The 26,068-nt window shown below is 36.9% G+C and carries 23 protein-coding genes and 3 pseudogenes; 18 read left to right on the top strand and 8 right to left on the bottom strand.

The features are described 5' to 3' along the window. Window positions 1-12: 12 nt before the first annotated feature. Together SAGCYANO_RS50220 and SAGCYANO_RS11650 are read left to right on the top strand one after the other, a co-directional pair. A complete protein-coding gene (locus SAGCYANO_RS50220) occupies window positions 13-408 on the top strand; it encodes an NAD(P)H-hydrate dehydratase (protein ID WP_375339919.1) in 396 nt (131 codons plus the stop codon). 1,513 nt (window positions 409-1,921) lie between these two features. Continuing rightward, a complete protein-coding gene (locus tag SAGCYANO_RS11650) occupies window positions 1,922-2,854 on the top strand; it encodes a fused MFS/spermidine synthase (protein ID WP_202220219.1) in 933 nt (310 codons plus the stop codon). Between the two features lie 116 nt (window positions 2,855-2,970). Here SAGCYANO_RS11650 and SAGCYANO_RS11655 read toward each other — a convergent pair whose 3' ends face one another. Beyond that, window positions 2,971-3,261: a calcium-binding protein gene (locus tag SAGCYANO_RS11655; RefSeq protein WP_202220220.1), complete on the bottom strand. Its 291-nt coding sequence runs from the start codon at window positions 3,259-3,261 to the stop codon at window positions 2,971-2,973. A 115-nt stretch (window positions 3,262-3,376) separates the two neighbouring features. After that, window positions 3,377-3,595, bottom strand: a complete 219-nt coding sequence (locus SAGCYANO_RS11665) for a hypothetical protein (protein WP_202220222.1) — start codon at window positions 3,593-3,595, stop codon at window positions 3,377-3,379. A gap of 343 nt (window positions 3,596-3,938) precedes the next feature. On the opposite strand from SAGCYANO_RS11665, the pseudogene SAGCYANO_RS50225 reads away from it, so the two are divergent. After that, a pseudogene (locus SAGCYANO_RS50225) lies at window positions 3,939-4,351 on the top strand (DUF2301 domain-containing membrane protein). A gap of 756 nt (window positions 4,352-5,107) precedes the next feature. Continuing rightward, entirely contained in the window at window positions 5,108-5,590 is a 483-nt protein-coding gene (locus tag SAGCYANO_RS11675) for a hypothetical protein (protein ID WP_375339917.1), read from the top strand. A 261-nt stretch (window positions 5,591-5,851) separates the two neighbouring features. Here SAGCYANO_RS11675 and SAGCYANO_RS11680 read toward each other — a convergent pair whose 3' ends face one another. From SAGCYANO_RS11680 to SAGCYANO_RS11695, 4 genes are all read right to left on the bottom strand, one after another. Beyond that, window positions 5,852-6,145, bottom strand: coding sequence for an RNA-binding protein (locus SAGCYANO_RS11680; RefSeq protein ID WP_202220223.1), 294 nt, complete (start codon window positions 6,143-6,145; stop codon window positions 5,852-5,854). Between the two features lie 1,370 nt (window positions 6,146-7,515). Then, window positions 7,516-8,919, bottom strand: coding sequence for an NAD(P)(+) transhydrogenase (Re/Si-specific) subunit beta (locus SAGCYANO_RS11685; protein ID WP_202220224.1), 1,404 nt, complete (start codon window positions 8,917-8,919; stop codon window positions 7,516-7,518). Beyond that, on the bottom strand, window positions 8,919-9,209 hold the full coding sequence (locus SAGCYANO_RS11690; protein WP_094678584.1) for an NAD(P) transhydrogenase subunit alpha: 291 nt from the start codon (window positions 9,207-9,209) through the stop codon (window positions 8,919-8,921). The genes SAGCYANO_RS11685 and SAGCYANO_RS11690 overlap by 1 nt, the downstream gene beginning before the upstream one ends. 108 nt (window positions 9,210-9,317) lie before the next feature. Continuing rightward, on the bottom strand, window positions 9,318-10,457 hold the full coding sequence (locus SAGCYANO_RS11695; protein ID WP_202220225.1) for a Re/Si-specific NAD(P)(+) transhydrogenase subunit alpha: 1,140 nt from the start codon (window positions 10,455-10,457) through the stop codon (window positions 9,318-9,320). A 228-nt stretch (window positions 10,458-10,685) separates the two neighbouring features. Here SAGCYANO_RS11695 and SAGCYANO_RS11700 point away from each other — a divergent pair, with 228 nt between their 5' ends. From SAGCYANO_RS11700 to rbsK, 3 genes and pseudogenes are all read left to right on the top strand, one after another. Then, window positions 10,686-10,886: a hypothetical protein gene (locus SAGCYANO_RS11700; RefSeq protein WP_202220226.1), complete on the top strand. Its 201-nt coding sequence runs from the start codon at window positions 10,686-10,688 to the stop codon at window positions 10,884-10,886. Window positions 10,887-11,251: 365 nt separating this feature from the next. Next, window positions 11,252-11,407, top strand: a pseudogene (locus tag SAGCYANO_RS11705) (DUF4277 domain-containing protein); the annotation flags it as partial. 371 nt (window positions 11,408-11,778) lie between these two features. After that, window positions 11,779-12,696, top strand: a complete 918-nt coding sequence (rbsK, locus tag SAGCYANO_RS11710; protein WP_202220228.1) for a ribokinase — start codon at window positions 11,779-11,781, stop codon at window positions 12,694-12,696. A 137-nt stretch (window positions 12,697-12,833) separates the two neighbouring features. Here the strand turns inward: rbsK and SAGCYANO_RS11715 are convergent, their stop codons facing one another. Both SAGCYANO_RS11715 and SAGCYANO_RS11720 read right to left on the bottom strand, forming a co-directional pair. After that, window positions 12,834-13,328, bottom strand: coding sequence for a hypothetical protein (locus tag SAGCYANO_RS11715; protein WP_202220229.1), 495 nt, complete (start codon window positions 13,326-13,328; stop codon window positions 12,834-12,836). Between the two features lie 372 nt (window positions 13,329-13,700). Continuing rightward, on the bottom strand, window positions 13,701-14,708 hold the full coding sequence (locus tag SAGCYANO_RS11720; RefSeq protein WP_202220230.1) for a methyltransferase: 1,008 nt from the start codon (window positions 14,706-14,708) through the stop codon (window positions 13,701-13,703). A gap of 534 nt (window positions 14,709-15,242) precedes the next feature. Between SAGCYANO_RS11720 and SAGCYANO_RS11725 the strand changes: the two genes are divergently transcribed. The 11 genes and pseudogenes from SAGCYANO_RS11725 to SAGCYANO_RS11775 form a co-directional block, all read left to right on the top strand. After that, a complete protein-coding gene (locus SAGCYANO_RS11725; RefSeq protein WP_202220231.1) occupies window positions 15,243-15,770 on the top strand; it encodes a DUF2808 domain-containing protein in 528 nt (175 codons plus the stop codon). Window positions 15,771-16,021: 251 nt separating this feature from the next. Continuing rightward, complete coding sequence (gene rpmH / locus SAGCYANO_RS11730; RefSeq protein ID WP_202220232.1) at window positions 16,022-16,162, top strand: 50S ribosomal protein L34; 141 nt, start codon at window positions 16,022-16,024, stop codon at window positions 16,160-16,162. Window positions 16,163-16,219: 57 nt separating this feature from the next. Beyond that, window positions 16,220-16,627, top strand: coding sequence for a ribonuclease P protein component (rnpA, locus tag SAGCYANO_RS11735; RefSeq protein ID WP_202220233.1), 408 nt, complete (start codon window positions 16,220-16,222; stop codon window positions 16,625-16,627). Continuing rightward, window positions 16,599-16,988: a PH domain-containing protein gene (locus tag SAGCYANO_RS11740; RefSeq protein ID WP_202220234.1), complete on the top strand. Its 390-nt coding sequence runs from the start codon at window positions 16,599-16,601 to the stop codon at window positions 16,986-16,988. The genes rnpA and SAGCYANO_RS11740 overlap by 29 nt, the downstream gene beginning before the upstream one ends. Window positions 16,989-17,192: 204 nt before the next feature. Beyond that, window positions 17,193-18,341, top strand: coding sequence for a membrane protein insertase YidC (gene yidC, locus SAGCYANO_RS11745; protein ID WP_202220235.1), 1,149 nt, complete (start codon window positions 17,193-17,195; stop codon window positions 18,339-18,341). Next, window positions 18,341-18,841, top strand: coding sequence for a R3H domain-containing nucleic acid-binding protein (locus SAGCYANO_RS11750; RefSeq protein WP_202220236.1), 501 nt, complete (start codon window positions 18,341-18,343; stop codon window positions 18,839-18,841). The genes yidC and SAGCYANO_RS11750 overlap by 1 nt, the downstream gene beginning before the upstream one ends. A gap of 131 nt (window positions 18,842-18,972) precedes the next feature. Then, the gene (locus tag SAGCYANO_RS11755; RefSeq protein ID WP_202220237.1) at window positions 18,973-19,488 is read left to right on the top strand and encodes a DUF177 domain-containing protein; all 516 of its coding nucleotides are present in this window, start codon (window positions 18,973-18,975) and stop codon (window positions 19,486-19,488) included. A gap of 526 nt (window positions 19,489-20,014) precedes the next feature. Further along, window positions 20,015-21,513 (top strand): annotated as a pseudogene (locus SAGCYANO_RS11760) (AAA family ATPase). Between the two features lie 1,341 nt (window positions 21,514-22,854). Continuing rightward, window positions 22,855-23,283, top strand: a complete 429-nt coding sequence (locus SAGCYANO_RS11765; RefSeq protein WP_202220238.1) for an SH3 domain-containing protein — start codon at window positions 22,855-22,857, stop codon at window positions 23,281-23,283. 843 nt (window positions 23,284-24,126) lie between these two features. Then, window positions 24,127-24,303, top strand: coding sequence for a hypothetical protein (locus SAGCYANO_RS11770; RefSeq protein ID WP_202220239.1), 177 nt, complete (start codon window positions 24,127-24,129; stop codon window positions 24,301-24,303). A 510-nt stretch (window positions 24,304-24,813) separates the two neighbouring features. Beyond that, window positions 24,814-26,068: peptidoglycan-binding protein (locus SAGCYANO_RS11775; protein WP_202220240.1), on the top strand; the 1,255-nt coding region annotated here is incomplete at its 3' end.

Consider the following 26,068-nt stretch of genomic DNA (forward strand, 5'->3'; position numbering starts at 1 on the left):
GCACCAACAATTATTACACCCCACCCAGGAGAATTTAAACGTCTATTTCCTCACCTAGAAAATCAAATTAATAATCGGATATTAGTAGCTCAAAAAGCAGTTCAAAATAGTAATCTTATTTTAGTTTTCAAAGGAGCAAAAACAATTATTGCCAATAGTCAAAAAATATTGATTAATCCAGAAAGTACCCCTGCATTAGCAAGAGGAGGTAGTGGAGATGTATTAACAGGTTTAGTTGGAGGTTTATTAGCTATTACTTCAACTCAAACCCCACCACTTGAAGCAGTCAAAACAGCAGTTTGGTGGCACGCTCAAACAGCAATATTAGCAGCAAAAAAACGAACCGAATTAGGAGTAGATGCTTTTACCTTAACTCAATATTTAATCCCCGCACTAGAAAAAATATAACCTTTCTTAGTGGGCGCATCTCAATTTTAGGGAACAGGGAACAGGGAATGGGGAATAGGGAATAGGGAATGGGGAATAGGAAAAAAGTATTTCTGCAACTCAATATTTAATCCCCGCACTAGAAAAAATATAACCTTTCTTAGTGGGCGCATCTCAATTTTAGGGAACAGGGAACAGGGAATAGAGAATAGGGAATGGGGAATAGGAAAAAAGTATTTCTGCAAATATGAGATGCACCCTTTTTAGTTTGATAAAAAATAAAAATATGGAAACATAAATACCTCCTTATCTATGCCTAAAAATTCGATCCGTACTTATTAATTAGGGCTTGCTGATTAAATTTAAAAGTCTTTACAGATAAAGGTAAGTTCCTTTTTAAGTATCAAAAATTGCGAGGTTTTAGTTGGTAATGGTTCAAAAATGAGCGAATTTTAGGCGCATAGTTGTCTCCTACCTTCCCCTCCACGGTCGGGGTTAGGGGTGGGTTAAAAGACTTTTTCAGCAAACCCTAATTAGGTAGGCTTAATGAAGTCAGAAGTTAGAAGTCAGAAGTTATTTTTGTAACGGGGATTTGAGCAAGTCTCCAAAAATATTTCACCTTAAAAGACGGGGTGGTGCGACCCATATTATTTTGATAAAAATATACATCAAACTTGGATATAGTGTTAGGTTTTGAGGAGTCATAATCACCCTTTTTCTCTTTATATATTGCCCAAAAAATCCGTAAGTATTCAGCTATTAGCAATCAGCTAGCCTCCTCCGGAGGAACTACGCTCTTCAGCAATTAATAATGAATAATTACTTCTCAGGTTGGGGAAGGAGACTTTGAGAGTAACTTTTTGTTCTATCCTCAATTTCAAAAGTTGCTTTTACCTTTCCCAACATTAATAGCTGAAGTCCGCAGTTCCGACCATAGGAGGCTAGCTAATAGCTGACGGCTGTTTGCGCAGCATTCCGCAGGAAATGCTTACAAAAATCCTGTCTCAATCCTCCTCTTTATAAAGAGATAAAAAAGAAATAAATTTACCAAAAATATAGCGTTTCTCAAATCAGTGAGATAAAATTGTTTTGATTTTTTTCTATCCCCTATTTATCGAATTACTACTCCCTACTCCCTACTCCCTACTCTCTAAAACAAACGAATTTTTTACCTCACCAATATGAGAATTGCTATAAGTTTGATTAATATAAAATCCGGTTATATAATATATACTGAGATAATTCTATAATTACTTCGAGCCTTCAATCTCCCCCACTCCTTTGAGAACTCAGAAGTCAGAAGTTAGAAGTCAGAAGACGCGAAATCATATAGAATCTAGTTATATACTATATGTTGATAATTTCTTAAATTACTTAAATCTCCCTCACTCCCCCACTCCCCTACTCCCTTACTCCCCCACTCCCTTACTCCCCACTCCCCACTCCCCACTCCCTACTCCCCCCACTCCCCCACTCCCCCACTCCCCCACTCCCCACCCCACCCCCAACTATTTTATTCGGAGGAAAACGATTAATGGCAGGTGCTAAACTTAATACAAACTTATGGTTTGCTGAACAAATTACACCTTGGGATATCTATAAACATGGCATTGATCGGGTGCTGGTTTATCAAAAAACTAAATATCAGGAAATGTATATTGTTGAAGGTATTTATGGCAAAGCTTTAATACTAGATAATAAGTGGCAGTCTTGCACCGAAGAAGAATTTCTCTACCATGAATGCTTAGTACATCCAGCAATGATTTTTCATGGGTCGCCACGCAAAGTCTTAGTGCTTGGAGGTGCAGAAGGAGCAACATTACGAGAAGTATTACGCTGGAAAACTGTAGAAAAATTAGTTATGGTTGATATAGATGGGGAAGTAGTAGATGCCTGCAAAAAGTATTTGCCAGAAATGCACCAAAATTCTTTTGAAGACCCCCGCGTAGAATTAATTATTGATGATGCCCAGAATTTTTTAAACTCTTCTTCAGAAACTTGGGACGTCATTATTTCCGATCTGACAGACCCTATTGAGTCTGGTCTGTCTTTTCCCTTATTTACTCAGGAATACTTTCAAAAAATTTATCAACATTTGTCTCCTGATGGAGTTTTTATGATACAAGCAGGCTCAATTTCTCCTGCTGAAATGTATCTTCATGTCCCTGTGGTTAAAACTTTACAGACAGTGTTTAATTATGTTCATTCTGTAGAAGCTTATTCTACAAGTTATGGAACTCCATTAGGATTTGTTATTGCTTCTCAGCAAGAAATTTCCTCTACACCAAACCCAGAAAAAGTAGACCTTTTGTTAGCAGAAAAAACTATCGGTGGTTTAAAAGTTATGGATGGTATTTCTTTGTTAGGAATGTTGCAAATACCTTTGAATATACGACAGGCGATCGCCACAGAAACTCAGATATATACTTTGAAATCTCCACCAAAAGCTCTTCAGATTTCAGATTGAAAATTAATAAGAAAATTACTATTCAATTAAGCAGTTTTAAAGAATTTCATAACTTAAATTTGAACAGATAAAGCTGTCGGTAGAAAAACATACAGGAGAGGGCTACTTTCAATTTATTATAGATAAGTAAAAAACCACAGAGAATAATCTTCTAACAATTCAGCATTCTCAGAATCTTCCATAACAGCCTCTAATTCAGCTAGTGGTAATGTAAATTTCTGACGATCTGTAGTGCGCTCCAGTTCTGCTAAAATTCCCGACTCTAAATTTAATCGGTCGTCTAATTTCAGCAGATTAAACACATCTGTATAGGATGGTTTTTTCTTCTTCAGCTTTTGATATTCTTTTTCACTTCCTGGACCCATAGTATAATGTTCTTCCCACTCAAATTCTTCTATTCCTGTCACTAAACAAGGAAATTCAAGATTTTGCTTGAGATATTTAAAATATTTTTTAAATTACTTTGATTAACTTTTAAATTACTTGTATTGAAAATTTCCTCTAACTTTTGCTCAAAAACTTCTAAATTAATTTCTTCTGCTTCATCATCTTCTTCCATCCCTTGAAAAGCACCAATACGTTGTAAAAATCCTCAATAGGTACACTGATAGTTATATTTTCTCCATTATTCAACTTACCAGTTTTCCCTGATATAATAGTCTCATCAATCTCAATTGGTTTTAGTTTCCTGGTATCAGGTTGAGACTTATTTTTATTTTGTCTTTGATTAGATTTTGCCATGAAGTTCTCCCCTTATCCAGGTTTATGATTAAAGAATATCTATAAAGTTAAAAAAATCAGTCGATCTATCTCTCTTTAGGAGTAAATTATGACACAAATACTACAATCCCCAGAACCCATAGTTTATCAAGGACATTTTGGAGAATTTACTATCACAAAAAGCGATCGCCTTAGTGTCATTATTTACCGCAGTGGCCTCACGATCGCTGCCCTGAGTTTTGCATTAGGCAGCGCTTTAGTCCTATGGCCAGGTGACAACCCAACCATTATTAAAGCACTTACGCCTATCTATGGTTGTTTTTGTCTAGCTTTAGGCCTAAGTTTAGCGACTATTCATATCTATATGGCCATTTTACACCGACTACTCCAGGTATTTTGGATTATAGGGACTATTACTACAGTAATTTTAGCAATTAACAGTAGTCAGCCCCTGTTCTTAGTAGTTTACACTAATCCAATTACCATTTTGGGTGTTGGTTTTACCTTTGCTGCTTTGACTGGTATTTATTTCAAAGAAGCTTTTTGTTTTAACCGCCTAGAAACAAAATTCCTCACACCTTTAGTACCTTTTTTACTCCTATCTCATATGGCTGGTTTTTTATCACTGGAAGTCAAAGAATTTTTATTAGGAATTTGGGCATTTCTATTTATAGTTTTGCTATGCGAAAGGTATTTCAAGCAATACCTCCAGATATTGGAGACAAGAGTGTTTTTGAATATTTACACAAAAAACAGGAAGAAGTAGCTCATAGCTAGAAAGAACTATTAGCAATAAATCTTACTAAAATTAAGTCATTTCAGTTATCAGTTATCAGTTATCAGTACCTCTGCGATAAGAAGACAATAAAATACGGAATATTCTTTTTTTATCCTCTTAAAAGAGAAGACTTCAGACCAAAATTTTTCGGTGAAGAAGATTGAGCCTTTTTTAATAGATAATAGTTATACCAAATGTGACATACTCCCACACTGAACGCCTGATTGAATATGCTGTCTCAAAAGTTGTGCTAACCTCATAACTTTGATTTTGCAAATTTATAAGGCACTCAAGTATAGCAAAATTTTTAGTAATTGGTATTATAGCAATTCCCAACCAGCATGAGGTACAAAATTCGTAATTTTTAGTAGAGAAGTTGCATGCAACGTCCGTACCTAGTAGGGAGTAGAAAAGAAGAAAACAACTGTACCTCAGTAACTTGAGAAACGCTATATCTGTATATATAAAATTCAGTTAAATAAATTACTTATGAAACTCAATAGTAAAGAACAGAAAAAATTATAAATCTGTTTTATTAAAAGGATTTAATGTGATCTGGAATCTATGTTGATTACTTAAATGTATCCAAAAACATTTTATTACAATGGCAGAAAAAATTAATTTTAACAATCCAGATATGGATATTAATTCTAGGATTAATTATCTTTCTAATTGCGATTTGCTGCTTTAATATTTATTCATTCTTAGCAGTAAACTCCCCCATAAAAGCAGATATACTAATAGTTGAGGGTTGGATGTCTGACTATGCAGTAAAATTAGCGATCGCTGAATTTCATCAAGGCACTTATCAAAAATTAATTACCACAGGTTCGCCAATAGGAAAAGGACATTATCTATCAGAATATGATAACTTTGCCGAACTAACAGCCGCAACTTTAATTGCCTTGGGTGTCCATCCAGACCAAGTAGTTGCCATACCCACTCCTCAAGTTGTTAAGTATCGCACTGCTGCCTCTGCTATTGCAGTTAAAGAATGGCTAACAACTTCTAATCTGAAAGTAGACTCTATCAATATCTATACCTTAGGACCCCACGCTCGCCGTAGCTGGATGATTTACCGAAATATTTTCAGTCCAGATATTCAGGTAGGCGTAATTGCTCTTGAGCCTAAAGGTTATAATCCTAAGAGATGGTGGCAGTCCAGTGCAGGTATGCGGACTGTTGTTGGAGAAGCGATCGCTTATTATTATACCCGTTTTGTCAATTGGAAATCTTGAATAAGAATGTTATGAGTTAGTAGACAGGAAAGATTATGAATGAGTAGGCATTTAAGACTAGTTACTCTTTCAAGACTAACAAAAATTAAGATTTGGTAGGGAGTCTTCAATGGACTTCCGAAACACACAAAAACTACAGAATTCAATTCAAAATTCTGCACTTTGTTAATTCGATGCTTCCCCTACCTGAATTTCTTCTCGATCACTATAGGAACTAAACTAACTCCTATAATTAAGTTTGAATGAAAATCAATTAAATTATTAGCGACGATAGTTGTTTCTGCCGCCACCGCCACCAGAGGAATATCTTTCCTCCCGTGGCTTGGCTTTGTTAACTTTTATTTCACGACCCATCCATTCAGCACCATCAAGTGCAGCAATGGCCGCTTCTTCTTCTTCCTCTGTACTCATTTCCACAAAGCCAAACCCACGCGGACGCGCTGTTTCACGGTCAGTTGGTAACTGGACTCGCAAGACAGAACCATATTCCTTAAAAACTTCAGATAGGTCCTCCTGCGTGACCTGGTAGGATAAGTTGCCTACATAAATTGACATAGATATTCTCCAAAATTAAGATTTTTGTAGAGATTTAGATTTCGGAGAGAAGCTTGTCAATAGCGACAGGAAAGTAGCTCTCAATATAAACAAACATTATAACCGAATTTATTCTCGCCTTCTATAATACCATAATAGATATTAATATTCAGAAACTTTTTGAAAATATTAAAAATATTTAAGTAGCCAATTAACAAGAGTAAGCAATGGAGAAACTTTCAACCCTAAATTCCTAAATAATTAGGGCGTGGCTGATTAAATATCAAAGCACTATTCAATAAAGATTTAAAGGATTTGAGGTACTGAAAAAGTACCAGCTTTTAGGTTGATGGATCTCAAAAAGTGAGAACTTTGGGATAATGATGATAGAAAAATTAAGGGTAATTATGAATGACCACTTCTTCTACAACTCCCCGCTTATCCTAACTCTTAACTACTCCCTACTCCCTACTCCCTACTCCCTACCTTAACAAAAAGACTTTTGATAGAGTCGATGGGGGGATTTCGCCCCCTCACCTCTCCTTCAGAACCGTACATGAGAGTTTCCAGCTCATACGGCTCCTGGTACTAGATAAATGTTTCAGGTTTCGCCGTTCATACTACTTGATGCCACGCTTGCTATAGCTGCGTTCTCGTCATTGTAAGTAGTTTCAACTTAGGCTAATGCCTCTAGTACCGTCCCACGTCTGCGTATCCCAGCTATTAGGTTGGGATGAGTGCTTCTTGAGACATCCTTAATCCTTGAGCCTTCTGGCTTTCGCTTTACCTACCTTCAAACGGAGGAGAACTCAAGGGGTTACTTCGTTCCCACAATCCTTTTCACGTCTGTTTTAGGACTCCTAAATCTGCCGGGTTCTACCAGGAACGTCCTGAGTCATGCTGAAATACTCAGGGGCAAACAAACCGTACCGTTTTGGTTTCAGGGGATTTAAGGACAATTACCCTGATCTAGGGTTACGACAGTTTCATAGGATTCGTATTCCTATCCATGACAGACTCCTCTAGCAGCTTCGGCTACAGTCCTTATAGCCTTGGCTTACATTTAGGCCATGCACCGAGAGTAATGAGCGCTACCTCATTAAACCTGACCTACGAAGTCACTCCCGTTCCCAAGAGGAGAGGAATTTAACCTAATTACGAGATGTGAGTTATCATCCCTGATGATTATTAATCATTCGAGAGATGTGAACCATGTTGCCTAGTGGCTTCTTTGGTTCAACGAGTCGCACTCAGCAAGCCCTAATTAAAAATGACTTTCTCTCTAAAACTTAAAATGAGCATTGCTCAATGAACAATGCTCAGTATCAATAGGTTAGAGATAAGCGCCTCAAGAAAAATTCATAGTTCGCTTACCATAGCTCAATTTAATTTTAAAGTTGCTTAACCTCAGAAACCAACTTAGCAACCATATCCTTAGCACTGCCAAATAACATCATAGTTTTATCCTTGTAGAACAAATCATTGTCCACACCAGCAAAACCAGTGCTAAGACCGCGCTTAATCACAATAGTATGCTTTGCCTTATCAACATCAAGAATAGGCATCCCATAAATTGGACTATTCTGATCCGCACGGGCCGCCGGGTTGACCACATCATTCGCTCCAATTACCAAAGCAACATCTGCTTGGTCAAACTGAGGATTAATGTCATCCATATCATACAACTGAGGATAAGGCACATTTGCCTCCGCCAACAATACATTCATGTGTCCAGGCATCCGTCCTGCAACTGGGTGAATAGCATACTTAACCTCAACACCCAATCCTTCCAACTGGTCTGTCAACTCACGGACAGAATGTTGTGCTTGAGCAACAGCCATACCATAACCAGGTACAATCACCACAGAACGAGCATAACCCAACATCATTGCACCCTCTTCAGGGTCGATGCTGCGGACAGACTTATCAGTTGTACCACCAGCAGCAGCAGGACCGCCACCTTCACCAGTACCAAATGCAGCAAACAGTACATTAGTCAAGGAACGGTTCATACCCTTACACATAATTACTGTGAGGATAATTCCAGAAGCACCAACCAATGCACCAGCAATGATCAACATATTGTTCATCACCACAAAACCAGCAGCACTAGCAGCTAGTCCAGAGAATGAGTTCAACAAAGAAATCACAACTGGCATATCGCCACCACCAATGGGGATGACAAACATTATACCCAATACTAGGGATACACCTACCAATGCTAAAAACACGGGTAAGTTGAATGGCGTGACACATAGATAGACACTACCAACAATAAATCCACCAAATAGGAGAGCATTAACAGGTTGTTGCAATGGGAAAGTGATCGGAGAACCACTCATAATTCCCTGTAGTTTAGCAAAAGCAATTACAGAACCTGTAAAAGTTACACCACCAATTAATACGCCCAATAAAGCTGTAATAGTAGTAGGCAATGGAGGAGACTGAGCAACAGCCAAATACCGCCAAAACTCACCTACTGCCACCATAGCAGAAGCAGCACCACCCAAACCGTTGAATAAACCAACCATTTGAGGCATATCAGTCATTTCTACTTTGTAAGCACCGATCGCTCCAATAATGGAACCGACAACAATTGCTACCAAAATCATTTCATAGTTGATTACTTCTTTTTCTAGCAGGGTTGCTACAATAGCAATCAACATTCCCACTGATGCTAACAAATTACCATTACGAGCTGTAGCTGGAGAACCCAACTTTTTCAGCCCCACGAAAAATAGAGATACTGCTACTAGGTAGCTTAATTGAATTCCAGTTGGTATAAAATCGCTCATTATGCAGCCTCCTTTTTCTTGAACATTTGCAACATCCGGTCTGTAACTAAAAATCCACCAACTACGTTAATGGTGGCAAATACTACGGCAATTAAACCTAAAATCACAGTGACATTCCAATCTTTGTCACCAGCGATAATTAGTGCGCCCAAAACTGCAATTCCAGAGATAGCATTTGCTCCAGACATTAGGGGTGTATGCAGAGTTGGCGGCACTTTATTAATTACTTCAAATCCGGCAAATGATGCCAAGACGAATACAAATAAAGCTGCAATTAATGTTTCACTCATAGTCTTTTCAGAGTTAATTTTTGACTTTTATAGGGCATTAGCAAGATTTTAAATTCCTTCTCAACAAGAAAAAACTCTTGCTGAATGCTGAGTGCTGAGTGCTGACTGCTAACTAACAGCAACACCTAAAGCATTTTTGACTCTTTGATTGCGAATTTCACCACCATGGGCAACACAAGCACCAGCAATGATATCATCCTCAAAATCAAGATTTAGCTCTCCATCTTTAATCATCAACTTGAGTAAAGCGGAAATATTTTTGGCATACAATTCACTAGCATGAACTGGCATAGTTGCTGGCAAGTTTACCGGACCGATAATAGTCACGCCATTCCACTGTACGTTTTTGCCTGCTTCAGTACATTCACAGTTTCCACCCTGTGATGCTGCCATATCAACTATCACTGCACCTGGTTTCATTTGGTCTACCATTTCTTTAGTTACTAGCAATGGTGCTTTTTTGCCAGGAACTTGAGCAGTAGTAATTACAATATCCGAAGCAGCAACGTGCTGTGTGAGAACTTCGCGAGTGTGTTGTTTAGCTTGCTCAGAAAGTTCTTTGGCATAACCACCCTCAGCAACAGTATCTTCCTGGAGAGTCACATCTACAAACTTTGCTCCCAAACTTTGCACTTGCTCTTTAACTTCTGGACGAATATCAAATGCTTCTACTACCGCACCTAGACGACGAGCAGTAGCGATCGCCTGTAAACCTGCAACCCCTGCACCCATTATTAATGCCTTGGCAGGTTTAATTGTACCTGCTGCAGTAGTTAACATTGGGAAAAACTTGGGTAAAGCAGCAGAGGCCAGCAAAACTGCTTTATATCCACCAATATTAGCTTGGGAAGATAAAGCATCCATAACTTGCGCCCTACTGGTACGAGGAATCAACTCCATACTGAATGCAGTTATTTTCCGTTCCGCTAAACGTTGCACAATAGCAGGGTTGCCTAAAGGATCGAGGAAACTAATTAAAACAGTACCCTCTGGTAATTTATCAATTTCTGATTCCTGTAGTACCCCAATTTTTAGAAGTACATCTGTTTCACGCCACAGGGCGTCACTATCAGAAATTATTTTTGCTCCGACTTGTTCGTAAGCTCCATCAAAGAAGAAAGACTTTTCTCCCGCACCTGCTTCTACCTGAATTTCTAATCCCTGTTTGACTAATCGTGCTATCACATCGGGAACTAAGGCCACACGGGATTCATTGACCAGAGTTTCCTTAGCTACTGCTATTCTCATAAATTCTCCTTGTCTACTAAAGTTTGATTTTCTTACTTAGTGCAGGATAGCGGAAATAACTAACCAGTGACAAAATCCTAAAAGCCTTACTAAGCAAGACTTTTGACTTTTAACTTCCGCGTAGCGGCACTAGGAACCGTACCTAAAATAATTGGCCTGAGTTAGCTAGCAATTTTATTGTTCTTTTTAGTTGTTATCTAATTATTATTAGATTAGGCTGATATTTAGTTGCTTGTTGCTATCTTTAACTTGTCTTATGAATTCAAGATGGCCATGAGAATATATGTAATTTTTAATACTAAAATATTGGTCATTGTTGAAGGTGTAACAAATTCAAAAAAACTTCCTCAATTTCACAGTGAGACTTGCAAAAAAAATCAACTATTTGTGTGGTTACGAGCGATCACGGTTGTGGAGCATTCCGTCTGAAAATTAATTTCAGAGATAATTTATAGGCGTTAGTAAATTACTGTATGATATGAATCTTAATTCTTTAGGAGTCAGAACTCAGAACTCAGGAGTCAGGAGCAAAGAATGAAGTTGAAACCTCGAGTATAAAGATAAAGTTTTTCGGGGAGCGTAAAAGTGACGGAGTTCTATACGCGCTCTTATCTGGAGATGGTATCATACCTCAAATTACCAACGCCAATTTATAAAAATAATCTTAAAACCCACATTCCGCACGACAAAATGTAGTATGCAAAGATGGTAAAACTTGAGTAAGTATTTAGACTCAAGAAAAAAAACCTCAAAGTGTAATTCTAGATAATAAGTGAAGATAAAAAGAGGAGAAAATGTCAATAGAAGTGACTAATGTAGACCACTTAGGAATAGTCGCAGGAATTATTGATGAGATTGGTATAGAACAGAAAATTAATCAACTATTAGGAGAAGAACTATCAGAAAAAATAACAGGGGGTCAAGTAGTCAAAGGAATGGTTTTAAATGGGTAGAACCCCTAACCGTATCTTCATAAATATGCGCGTTTTTTGGGCTAGGAGTCAGGTAGACAGGATACAGGAGACAGGAGGGTAGATGTGGGGAGAAATAATATAAAAAATTCAACCTACTCCCTACTCCCTATGAGGAAAACCAGTCTTTTGACCTGACACAATCTCATAACTTAACTTGATTAGGACTTACGCAGATACGCTATATATAGCGCTCGAAACTATTGGACAATAGTCTTTATACTCTATAAATAGTGCCTGTGCGTAAGTCCTGTTTATTATATGATATAATATACTATTTTAAATAGGCTACGCTCACGGATACATGAAATCCATGTCTAACCAAGCTCAATTTGAAAATTGCTTTAAATATGAGTATAATTATTTTTGGCAGCATTAACATTGATTTAATTACAACCACTCCTCGCTTACCGACTTCAGGAGAAACTATTAATGGCAACAACTTTTTTACCGCAGGTGGTGGTAAAGGAGGAAATCAAGCTGTTGCTGCTGCTCGTCTTGGCATTCCAACAACAATGGTGGGGCGGGTAGGAAATGATAGTTTTGGGCAACAACTTTTGGCAAGTTTGCAAGGTGCTAATGTTGACACAATAGGTGTGGTAGTTGATGAGAATATTCATACGGGGGTGGCAGTTATTGCTGTGGATGCTCGTGGGGAAAATAGTATTATTGTAGTTCCGGGTGCTAACCATAGTATTAATAATATAGATGTGGAACGCCTGAGAAATTTGCTATTGGATGTCACAGTTTTACTTTTACAATTAGAAATTCCCCTAGAATTTGCTATGAGTGCAGCAAAAGTAGCTCAAGAAATGGGAGTGAAGGTTATTCTCGATCCAGCACCAATGCCAGTAAATTTTCCTAATGATTTTTATGGTTTGATTGATATTATTACTCCTAATGAAATTGAAGCAAGTCAACTGGTTGGGTTTTCAGTAAACGATCGAGAAACTGCTACTCAGGCAGCTATTGAATTATGTAAGCGTGGTGTAAAAAATGCTGTGGTGAAAATAGGCGATAGGGGTGTTGTTTGTGCAACTGAAGAGGAAACGTTTTTTCAACCTGCTTTTGTCGTAGAAGCGATCGATACTGTGGCTGCAGGTGATGCTTTTAATGGTGGTTTAGCAGCAGCATTGGATACAGGTTTGTCATTAAAAGATGCTGTGAAATGGGGTGCTGCTGCTGGTGCTTTATGTGTTACAAAATCAGGCGCTCAACCTGCTATGACAGATAGAAAAACATTTGACAATTTTCTTTTAAGAAGGTAGTAATGGCATGGCGGTGACATACTCCCAAACTAAGCTGGCACTATAGTGTGGGCTTCTCGTTTCGTAGCCCTGCCATTGCATAGAATACAATTATCCCAAAATAATATGCAACGCCATATTTTCTTATTTCGCTATAGCTACTCCCACAAGACTGTGCTATCATAAACTAGAGCGTTTCGTTTCTCCTTCAGTTTCTGTTCTTCAATAATTACTGCCTCAATTTCTTCTACAATCTGCTCAGAAATTCCCATTAGACCAGCCATCTTCCGAACTGCCGCTTTTTCTTGATTATTATATTCTGCATCCGCAGAACAGGCTTTTATTGCCCAATAGATCATGCCTTTTTTCGCTTTTTGGACTATTGAACTACGGGACATTATGTCTGCAATGTCTTCGTTCGCATCATACGCTCTCGCTGCCTCAATCACAGACAAAGGCAATTCTCGGCAAGCAGCAAAACCGATTACATACTCTCGCTCTGGTTTGCTGATAACGCCATCACCTTTGGTACAAACTAACAATGCTTTTAAAAAGTCTAATGCATCTTCATCGCTGATGTAAGAATCATAAGACCATCCCCATTGTTCTTTTACATACCAACGGGAAGCTATTAAAGAATTTTCGTTACTCATATTTTATTTTTCCTGGAAAAACAATAAACTTACAGAAACCATCCATAGATTATGTGTTTTGTAAGCCCTGAATTATGTGAAATATCGTAGCAACTCTAAATATATCTGTCAAGAAGAAATTATTCAAATTTATTTGTATTATTCGAGCCTACTACTCCCCGCACTCATTTTTAAATAAAAATAATTTTTTGGCAACAGCAAGACTGGCAATCGATGCCGTAAAATCCAAAATATCATATAATATCCTATTTTTTAGTAATTATCCTGATTTTTTTGTTATTAAATATCTTCAAAAATTAATTTCAAATATTTGTAATTCAAGAGTTAAAACTTAATTCCTGGAAGTGTCTATTCTATATTTGAATTAGTGGTCTATATTTGATATTTCACTGCTTCGATTATACTAATTTCTGATTCTGTTGGAACTATTTTAGTGAGTTTGAAGCCCGCCTTTTTCAATAAATTTCTATATTCAGTCTCAGTTCGCTCCCGCCCACCAGGACATATTGTCAACATATTTATATCCATAAATTTACCTGTGCAAGGCTCATTTCCTGGAGGTATTACTATCTCCATCAGTAATAGTACTCCTGGATCTCTCATTGCTTGATAACAGTTCTGGAGAATAGCGATCGCCTCTTCATCACCCCAGTTATGAATGATATGTTTTAGCATATAAGCATCTCCCCCTACTGGGACTGCCTTAAAGAAATCACCTTTTGCTAGTTGAAGGCTATTGCTCAGTCCTATTGTTTCGAGTAAATCAGAAGCTCTGTCAATGACATCGGGTTGATCGAACAACACCCCAGTCATAGTACGGTAAGCTTCAAGAATAGAAGATAACAGTTTACCATTACCACCACCCACATCAACCAATTTACCAATAGATGAAAAATTGTAAGCAGCTAAGATACTAACATTTACTACTCCTGAAAGGTCTGTCATCGCCCGATCAAAAGTTTTTGCTGAGGAAGTGTTGTGCTTAAAGAACTCGTAAAAATTCATACCATACAAGTTCTCAAAAGCGTTCTCTCCTGTCTGCATGCTATACATTATACTTCCCCAAGCTTGATAATGTTCTTCTCCTAACATGATTGCATAGGCTTTTAAGGAGTTAGGAACATCACTTTGCAAATATGCTGCTAGTGGAGTTAGCTGAAAATAGTGAGGCTGAGTTTCAGCAAAAATGCCGACACTGGCTAAAGCTCTTAACAATCGATAAATTGCATCTTTGTTGGTATTAGTGGCAGTGGCCAAAACATCAGAGTGTTGTTCTCCATCTTTGAGCAGATCGGCAATTCCGAGTTTGGCAGCAATATAAATACACTGTGAAATACGGTAACCTCGAATTGCCTCTAGTAGAGTTGTTGGAGATGACATTGAAAAAATATATAGTGAGTGAATATCAACTATTTTACAAAATTATATCAACTTGTTTAGTTACCACAGCAAGGCATTTTTATGAAATACTAAAAAAAGGGAATAGGAAACAAAAAATAGGGAAATTATGCTCAATTTTTTCTATAAGGGTTGAGAAAAAATTAGTCGCAATTTGCAATTTTTCATATAGTTAGTTAGTAAATTGCGACATAAAGAAAAAAAAATCCTTTGATCCAATCCTCTTAATTTATAAGAAGAGGTAATTCTAAATTCTTAATTCTAAATTCTAAATTCTTATAGAGCTATTACTTTACCGAAAAATTCAGGTATAAAGCTTCTCCATTCATGGAGAAAAATAAAAAAATCCTTTGATCCAATCCTCTTAATTTATAAGAAGAGGTAATTCTAAATTCTAAATTCTTAATTCTAAATTCTTGAAGAATATTCTCTCTTCAAAGATAAAGATTTCCTAGCCGTATATATAAAATATTGATAAAGTTTTAGTTAAGAGATTTTCAAGTTAGAGGAAATTTTATGAAACGTATACTTTCTACTTTGCTAGTTAGTAGTTGCTTATTAACAGGTCTCCCAATTGCTAGCTTGGCTCAAGGGATGCCAGGATTTACATTGTTTGGTGGCCCAGAACAAAAAAATCAGTTAAACTTTCGTTTAGATTCTGGTAGGTCTGGGACTTGGGATCGTTATCGACTGCGGATACCAGCAAACAAATTAAATTTGGCAGTTGCCCAGTTATCAATTTTTTATCCCAATTACTACAAGGGTTCATTTGATACTGAGAAAATAGAAATTCGTGTTGGGGGAGGAAGTTCAGAAAAACCAGAATCAATACCTATCGATGAAATAGTATGGGACAAAGAAAATAATTTTGTCGAAATTTACCCTGCTGAACCTATTCCTGCTGGTAATAAAATTGAGGTAGTTTTCAGCAATGTCAGAAATCCCAGATTTGGTGGAATGTACCACTTTAATGCCAATATTAGGACTCCTGGTGATGTGCCTTTACTACGTTATATTGGCACATGGCTTTTGACCATAGAATAGGATAGAGAATATTTGATTGAGAAATAGACGTTAACGAAGTCAGAAGTCATAATTCAGAACTCAGAAGTCAGAAGTGATTTTTGTAAGGGGGATTTGAGCTTCGCTCCAAAAATATTTCGCTTTAAAAGGCGGGGTTTTAGACCCAATTATTTTGATAGATTTGCCAAATTTAACATTATACGATATATATGCTACTATTAGAGATTGTGACTTTAAATTGTGATTAGATTAGTGGCTAAGGAGTAGAAAAAATGACTCAAAGGACTTTACATGGTACAACTAGAAAAAGAAGAAGAGTGTCTGGGTTTAGAACAAGAATGCGTACTAGAAATGGCCGAGCAGTAATTAAAGCACGTCGGCAAAAAGGGCGGGAGCGTCTAGCAGTCTATTAGAAAAAGAAAATTAGAAATAATTATGATGATTATAGACAAATTTTAAATAATCTCACTATGTTGCCTATCGAAAACAGGCTGCGTCATTATAAAGATTTTGGTACTGTATATCAAAAAGGAATTCGCAAGAATAGTTATTATCTGACATTAAAGGCTCTGCGTCATCAGCAAGAGCCTAAATTACCTCAAGGTACAGATAATTTAGAATCTCCGCGACCTACTAGGATAGGTATTACTATTAGCAAAAAAGTGAGCAAAGGAGCAGTAGTCCGAAATCGAATTAAACGCCAAATCAGAGCAGCTTTACGTCAAATGTTGCCATTTATCTCCAAAGGATGGGATATAGTCATTGTAGTTAAACCAACAGCTCAACAGTGCAATTATTCTCAATTTCTGCAACAATTAGAAGAGTTATTGACACAAGTGGAGGTGTTGGATGGGTATTCGAGAGGAAGCCTTTTATGAAGGTGGTCCCCACATAGGAGATTTAATTCTTAACTTATTTATTGGTTTAACAATTATTGGCCTACCTTTAACTGTTGCTGCTATTGTTAGGGCTTTATGGCTACGCTATAGAATTACTAATCGCCGAGTTTCCGTGATTGGAGGCTGGATGGGACAAGATAGAACAGATATTGTTTACTCAGAAATTGTCAAAATAGCAAAAGTCCCCAGAGGATTAGGAGCTTGGGGGGACTTAGTAGTTACTCTCAGAAATGGTACTCGTTTAGAACTAAGAGCAATACCAAGATTTAGAGAAATTGAATCTTACATAACTGAAAAGATGGCTGCAAAAGCTCAAAAAACTAATAGTCCTACTAATTGATAGTTATTTAACTATTATTTTATTTTTCAAACTCATGTATTTTTCAATTAGCTACTACTATAATATCGACCTAGTAAAAGTTCTTATAAATGACTAATTTATAGGCATTGAACTAGATACCTTTATTATATAGTAATTAAAAATTCAAGCATAGTCGAAATTAGAAATTAGAAATATCACCAGCCCCAAGGTTGACATAAAATAATGGATTTTGGTATAGGTTTTCTTTCCAACAATATAATGCTACCGATCCTAGATTTTTTCTACGGGATCGTACCAAGTTATGGTCTAGCGATCGTAGCTTTAACTCTTGTAATTCGCGCAAGTCTCTACCCGTTAAATGCGGGGTCAATTAGGAATATGCGTAAGATGAAAGTGACGCAACCTTTGATGAAAAAGCGACAAGAGGAGATTCAAAAACGCTATAAAGACGATCCACAAAAACAGCAGGAAGAAATGGGTAAACTGATGAAAGAGTTTAATCCATTGGCAGGATGTTTGCCACTGCTATTTCAAATGCCTATACTTTTTGCCTTGTTTGCAACTTTGCGTGGATCGCCCTTTACTAATATTAACTACACTGTAGATATACAAATATTTCCTCAAGAACAACTAGAGCGAATTCAACCACAAGCTTATATAACTTCACCTCAAAATATATACGTTAATGATGGAGTCCACTTTCCGATTTTTGCCTTGATACCTAGTGGTAATAAGTTAGTTGTTGGAGATCGAGCTCAGGTCGAATTTCAAACAGTAGAGGGTAAATCTCTAGAAACTCTGAAACAGGAATATAATCAAACCGAAGTTAAACCTACATGGACTATAACTAAAGGTTCGGAAAGAGTTCAAATCGATCAAGATGGTAACTTAGTAGCTTTACAATCAGGAGACGCTACAATTCAAGGTACTATCCCAGGAATTGCAGCAAATAAAGGATTTCTATTTATTAAAGCTCTAGGTCGTGTGGGTGCCTTTGATGAAAATGGGGCGATTCACTGGGATATATTAATTATGGTGATTGGTTTTGGAGTTAGTATTTATGCTAGTCAGACAATATCAGGTAAGGGACCTGGGGCTAACAATGCTAATCCTAATCAAGACTCCATCAACAAAATCACTCCCTTTTTGTTTTCAGGAATATTTCTGTTTACTCCTTTACCGGCAGGTGTGTTACTCTATATGCTCATAGCTAACATATTTCAAACGGTTCAGGCTTTTATTTTATCCAAAGAACCATTACCTGAGAATCTACAGAAATTAGTAGAAGAGTCACAACCAAAAACAACAAAAACAGGAAAGGGAAGAGAAGCACTACCCTTTGAACCAGGACGTTCTAAGAAGAAAGCTTAATGCTAGTAATGAACGATAGTTATTATATAGAGCAAGGACTAGACCAAGGAAAGCAATGGCTAGAGAAACTGCTAATTTTAGCAGAAATTCCAGCAAAAGTCATAGGTCAACAACAAGAAGACGGCTATTGGTTAATCATAGATGAGACAAATCTGACACCAGAACAAATTTCTATTCTAGTAGGATTCGATGGTAAAGCAATTGATGCAATTGAGTATCTTGTTAATACAATTATGAACATAGCTCATGATTCAGAACAGCATTTGTCCTACACTGTGGAAATAGCCGGTTATCGAGTTCGCCGTCAAGAAGAACTCCTATTAATAGCAGAGTATGCAGCAAAAAAAGTACGTTTGACTGGTGAAGAGCATGAGTTAACATCTCTATCTTCTGCCGAACGTCGTCAAATACATACTATGCTTCAAGACTGTGAAGATTTAGAAACTTACAGTCATGGACAGGAGCCAGACCGCCGTTTAGTAGTAAAAATTAGAAACTAATGACCAATAGAAAATATTTGGAGAAAAGAATGAGTTATTGAGATTAAAATCATTAGTTATGTAAAGCAAATTCAGAATTCTCTACTCAGAATTCTGAATCGCTGTTATGGAATAAGTGAGGTGAAGTGCAGATGGAAGTAATACATATTCCCAGTCTACTGAAAAAAACTGAGCAGACTGAGGCTATTAAGTTTGAGGAATTTATATCAGACTTGGAAACACTGACTCCAGTTAGGGGGTATTTACAAGTAACTCATCATGGAAATTATCTGGAAGTTAAAGGAAAAGTAGAAACAATTATTACTCTCACTTGTGACAGATGTTTAAACCAGTACAACCATAAGTTATTGATTAATCCAAAAGAATTAATTTGGCTGAAAGAAGTTAAAGAACAAAAAGATTTATTTTATCTAGAAGTAGAAAACTCTGTGGAAGATTTGGTAGAAACTTTACCCCCAGATGGATATTTTAACCCTAAAGAATGGATATATGAACAGTTTTGTTTGGCAGTTCCTCCTAGAAAGTTATGCGATAAAAATTGTCAGGGAATTAAATTATCCGATACAAATGGCTCCTCATCAATTATAGACCGGCGATGGGCTGGTTTAGAATCTATTAAAAAACAACTGAATATAAATAATAATTGAGATTTTGATCGGAAAGTTAGCTGTTAATAATTAATAATTAATAATTAATAATTAATAATCACCTCTTCTTTATCAAGGATAGGATTGACTCAAAGGAAAATGTTTGCTTGTTTATCCTTTAAAGGAGAGGCTTTAAACCTTAATTATTCGGTAAATTGGATATTGAATTAATTAGGGTTTGCTGATTAAATATCAAAGCATTGACTGATATTGGTTGTAGCCTTTTTTGATCTAAAAAAGTGCACCTGTTTTCAGTGGCAAGAGCTGCAAAAAGCTAGTATTTTGGGAGGATTATGGCAGACAAATCAAGGGACAATTTTTCCGACTACCTCCTCTATAATTCCCATTTCTCCTATCTCCTGTCTCCTGTCTTCCCCTCCCCTCCTGGGAGGGGCTAGGGGTGGGTTGGGAGGGGCTAGGGGTGGGTTGTCTCCTACCCTCACCTATAAGACTTTTTCAGCAAACCCTAATTATAGAATTATCAACATATACTATATAACTGGATTCTATATAACAAAAAAATCTTATGAGTTTTCAAGAAGAGTTTGAACTGCTATTACGCTCGCGCTATTCAATAATTTATATTCAGACAAGGGAAGAAGAACGAGTAGAAATTACAATTACTGAATCAGCAAAAAAACAAGGTAATAGAGCAGTTTATATATGGGATTTTGTTGAAGGATATCAAAATAATCCTAATGATACAGGTTGGGGAAAAAGAAATCCTCTCCAAGGTTTAGAGCTTGTGGAAAAGTTGCCAGAATCTGCTCCGGCAATCTTTATTTTGCGTGATTTTCAAAGATTTTGGAAGATATTTCTATTTCGAGAAAACTACGAAATTTGGCAAAGAAATTAAAATCTCAACCTAAAAATATAGTTATTCTTGCTCCTCAAATATCTGTTCCAGAAGATTTAACTGAAGTTATTACAATCATAGAATTCCCACTGCCAAATAGTCAAGAAATTGCTCAAGAGGTAGAACGTTTATTAGTGGCAATGGGTCAATCTTTAGATAAACGTTTATTAGATGAAGTAGTTCGAGCAGCTCAAGGATTATCTATTGAAAGAATTAGAAGAGTTTTGGCTAAAGCTATTGCTACTCACGGAGAATTACAGCTTAATGATGTTGATTTAATATTAGAAGAAAAACGTCAAACTATCCGCCAAACTCAAATATTAGATTTCTATCCTGCTCGTGAAAATATTTCTGATATTGGGGGTTTAGATAACCTTAAAGATTGGTTATTGCGACGGGGAGGAGCATTTTCTGAACGAGCGAGACAATATGGTTTACCTCATCCGAGAGGTTTACTTTTGGTAGGAATACAAGGTACTGGTAAGTCTCTTACTGCTAAGGCGATCGCTCATCATTGGCATTTACCTCTATTACGTTTGGATGTGGGACGTTTGTTTGGAGGGTTGGTGGGAGAGTCGGAGTCTCGTACCCGACAGATGATTTCTATTGCGGAAGCTTTAGCGCCTTGTGTTGTGTGGATAGATGAAATTGATAAGGGTTTTGCAGGGTTGAAAAGTCAAGGAGATGCTGGTACTACGAGTCGCGTTTTTGGTACTTTTATTACTTGGTTAGCTGAGAAAAAATCTCCTGTATTTGTGGTAGCTACTGCTAATAATATTCAATCTTTACCTCCTGAGATATTACGAAAAGGGAGGTTTGATGAAATATTTTTTGTTGGTTTGCCTAACCAGGAAGAAAGAACAGCTATTTTTGAGGTACATTTATCTCGGTTAAGACCTCACAATATCAAAAATTATGATATAAATCGTCTAGCTTATGAAACTCCTGATTTTTCTGGTGCAGAAATAGAACAATCTTTAATTGAAGCTATGCACATTGGATTTAGTCAAAATCGTGAGTTTACTACTGAGGATATTTTAGAGTCTGCTAGTCAAATTATACCTTTAGCTAGAACTGCAGAGGAACAAATTAAGTTTTTACAAGATTGGGCAGCAGCAGGTAAAGCACGTCTTGCTTCTAGATATGGTGGCTTAAAAGGTAATTTTTAGTTTAGTAGAAGGAAGAAGGAAGAAGGAAGAAGGAAGAAGGAAGAAAGAAGTAGGAAGAAGGAAGAAGGAAGAAGGAAGAAGGAAGAAGGAAGAAGGAAGAAGGAAGAAGAAGGTAATTATACTAAATTGATGAATGTGTCCTACAAATAACTTTCTAGGTGTTATACCATTGACATCTCCAGGGGTTGAAACACCCTGGATTCTGTAGTAAATCTACCGCAAATGGGACGGGGCGAATAAATGTGCGGAATTTACTTCCGCACGCAGCCCCTCATAAATCCACATTTGCTTAAGCCTGAAGGGCAGACTCCTAAACTCCTCGGCTTAGACCGAAATCTAGCTGTGAGTTTACTTTTTTTTATTAGCTTTCACGAGTGGTTTTACTCGCACTGGTTGGAGCAATCTTCTCGCTGCTTTAGCTGCCTGCTTACTTTTCCTGCGGAATGCGCTCGCATTCAGCCGTCGTAGGAAATCAAGTCCCCGTCTCCTGTCCGCCGGAATTTCACCGCAAAGCACGGTCATGTCATGGCGACAAACCTTGTTCCTTATTCCTCTAGTATACCAGGCTTTTCTCCGGGTTGAAACCCGCGTGTCGTTATTCAACCAGGGGATAAATCTTCCGGGAACTTTCCTCCCGTTATTTTTTTAGGTTTTATATGAAGTTGCATAGAATGATGAAATTTATTAAATCTATCTATCCTTATCTAAGCTTACCTGTGGTCAATTATGCTTTAAATATTATTCTGTGCAGCTTCATTTCAATTTGGTATTAGGTTTTAGGTGTTAGATGCTAGTTGACATCCTCCCCGGCCTAAAGGCACGGGGATTCCTACTGAGTCATAGCTCCTCGGCGGGTTGACACTTCACAGGGTGCTGCTTCCTTGGCGGTAGTCTAACGCTTCCCTCCACGTCCGTTTAGAGTTTCCGAGTGCCCCCCGGCAACTAATAACACTATAGCATATATTCAATTCACTTAACATAAAAATAAAAAGTCGCCCTACAAGGGCGAGGCTTTAAACCCAATTTTTCGGTAAATTGGAAATATTTGGCGTTGGTAATTTGAGGTATGATATCATGTCCCGATAAGAGTGCGATAGAAGTCCGTTCCGCGTTCCGCGTTAAGGTGCGTTGTGCGCCAGCAAACAAAAACTTTCTCCTTCTACTCCTGTTCTTTCTTCTTTCTTCCCTCCTGACTAGGTCTTCCTGACTTCCCCTCCCCTCCTGGGAGGGGCTAGGGGTGGGTTGGGAGGGTTAGGGGTGGGTAGACTCCTGAGTAATTAAGATTAATATTATACACTAATTCACCAACGCCTAATATTTTATGAAATTGGTATGAAAATTATGAATTTTTATAGCTTATTCAAATTTTTAGTGGGGTTTATTTTAGCAATATTATTGTTGGCTGGTGCTAGTGCAGCAGCAGTTCTCTACTTTGCTGCAAAACTAACGAGAATGCCTGAAAAACCAATATTTACTAATGAAAAACCTATCGCCCAAAAAGTGAGTACGTCTTCTCCTGGAGCTACAAATACAAATTTATCTAATCAATTAGATCCTGGAGCTTACAGAGCTATTGTAGTTGAGCCTATTGGTTTGATTTTGCGGGATACTCCTAGTAGAGATGCTAATCGTATTGGTGGTATTTCTTATCAAGAGAAAGTTATAGTTTTGGAAGAAAGTTCAGATAAAAGATGGCAAAAGGTTAGAGTGGATGATGGGAGTAATCGTACAGGATGGGTATCAGGTGGTAATACTGAAAAATTGGAGTAATAATATCATGTCCGATAGCATTAGTATTGTCAGCTAAGGGTCATTTCAGTTATCAGTTATCAGTTATCAGTTATCATTACCTCTAGCTGTTTTGTTTGCGCAGCATGACCTAGGAAAGCAAAGTGAATTGAAACACGGAATTCTCTTTTTTTTTATCCCCTTAAAACCCACATTCCGCACTTCAATTTGTAAGATGAAAATTAGTATAAAATCCGTAGCTTGCTTAGGTATTTATACTATATAAATTATCTTCATTTACCTCGATCAGGAGTCAAATTCTCAGTGAAATCTTAAGCATAAATACTTACTGAATCCTTTACTCCTATTGACCACTATAATTTTCTTCTTACTTCTTACTTCTTACTTCTTAATGCATGACTTTTGACTTTTGACTTATGTTTTTTATGCTACATTTTGTGGTGTGGAATGTGGGTGCTTTAGACCACAATTTTTCGGTAAGGAAGAAGGGAGAAGGAAGAGGGAAAAAGGCTTTTAAGAAAAAACTTAAATTTCTTGTAGATATTTACCCTGGGGTTTACATAAACGTGCCCCAGCAGACATTGCATAAATTCTCTTTATTTATTTATTTTTATTAGCGAGAATTTTTTTCTGTGCAGAATGTGGAGCAAACAAATTTCTCCTTGCTCTGTATTGCCTAAATTTTTTCTTGTGGGTATTTCAACAGACATAATATAATTCTCTTCATTTGTTAAGAAATTTAGAGAAATTTAAATCTTAATTGCAAAACCAGGATAATCTCCATCTTAATTATTAATTCAATGATAGGTTTAGACAACATTGTTAGTTATGAATTGTTGAAAAAATCTATCTGGATTAATAATTATGTACAAAAATCGTTCAAACCGTGACCCATTAGTTGCTGCTGTTACTGCTGCTTTAGGAGCTGGTGTAGTGACTTCCTTTGCTGTAAGTCAAGGTCAACATCCTTTAACTGCTTTAGGAATAACTATTTTTGCTGCTTTAGTAGCTCTGATTTTTGACCGTGCAGGGTTAGTTTAAGCATTTTTTAGTACAATAAAATGATATAATTTATATAGGTAAAGTTGAAATTAAATTAACCTATATATATTCTTTCAGTAGGTTATTGTACTAATAATTTGATACCCTAATACCAGTTTAAGAACGAATACACATAAATTAAAATAGAGAAGTATTTCAAGGAGAGAAAAGTGCCTCTCTGTTCATGGGGAAAGTTGTTTGAATATTTGAATCTATAACTTCAAACATTTCCCTCTGCTGATGAGCTAGATATTTTATTACATAAAGTCTCCACCTCTATAGTTTTATGATAATACTAGATTAATAATTGCTGTAATACCAAATTTATAATAAATTGTATAAAATAATCGACTATTTTAATTCAGATTTGAATGTAGATTGAGACAGACAAGTAATAAATTTCATGATTTTGTGCAGTCTCACATAAAATTGGTATAACTTATGTAAGATAACAAAATAAATCAATTTAGCTTGTTAGTATTAAAATTTTAAAGTCCCCCAGGAAAATTTATGGAATCCCTTGCATATATAGAAGTTTTTCTGGCTAATCAAGAAAACAAAGACTTCAAACTTATTGAAAGACTTAACTGGAACAAACTGTCTAGCTTCGCTTACATAAACTTTTTATCAATAATGATGATTAATTTAATTATTATTGATTCTTGTTGGGCTAGAAGGCCAGAAATTCCTAGTCCTGAAACAAATAGTTATTCTAATATTAGTCAAACAGACCAAGGACAAATAGCAACAAACTCTTTTTTTTCTGGCACTTCTAACTTTAGACCAGAAAGCAATGCAATTCTTTCCCCTAATAGTGCAGTCTATCTAAGACGTGGAGATAAAGCCACAACGGTGGCTGCAGTTCAAAGAAAACTTAGAGAATTAGGTTATTTTTCTGCTAATCTAACTGGTTTTTATGGCCCTATTACAGAAAGAGCTGTAAGACAGTTCCAGCAAGACAATGGTATTACAGCAACAGGCGAAATTGAACCTACTACTTGGTCATTACTATTTGCAGGTAAGAGGTCTAATCAAATTCATTCTTCCCTATTGAATTACTCAACAAGACCATTATCTTTTGGACAAGTTAGCCCTCAAGTAGCAATTATTCAAAGAAGGTTAGCAGAATTAGGGTTTTACAGAGGTCCTATCAATAGTATTTATGACCAAAATACTAGAACTGCAGTTATCAGATTTCAAAACTCTCACAGAATTACGCCTACGGGTCAGGTAGGTATTACCACTAGAGAATATTTGTTTGGCACTAGACCTGTTCCTGTGGAGAGAGTATTTCTTCGACCTGGAGAAACAGGTGTAGAGATAGGAAGATTACAACAACGTTTGAAAAATTTAGGTTATTATCAAGGACAAATAACTAACTATTTTGATCGAAATACTGAGATAGCAGTAATTGAATTTCAAAAGAGAAATAGAATTACTCCTACAGGTATAGTAGGACCAACAACTCAATCATTTCTATTTAATCCTAGTCAAGTTCTGCCCCCAGGTCCTGTGTCTTACTCCAGGCAAAACTACACTACCAGGCAATACTCTTACTCAAGTGTCCTCAGAAGGGGCGATCGAGGTTTGGGTGTAAAACAACTCCAGATTTTGTTGACAAGATTGGGTTATTATCCTGGTATCATTGATGGTGTTTTTGGACCAGGGACTGAGTTTGCTGTAAAATGTTTTCAGCAAGATGTCGGAACAAACCCCAGTGGAGTGGCGACAATAAATACATTACAAGCTCTGAGACATCCTATTG

Origin of the sequence: Okeania sp. KiyG1 (assembly GCF_014132355.1) — a bacterium.
Lineage (GTDB): Bacteria > Cyanobacteriota > Cyanobacteriia > Cyanobacteriales > Microcoleaceae > Okeania.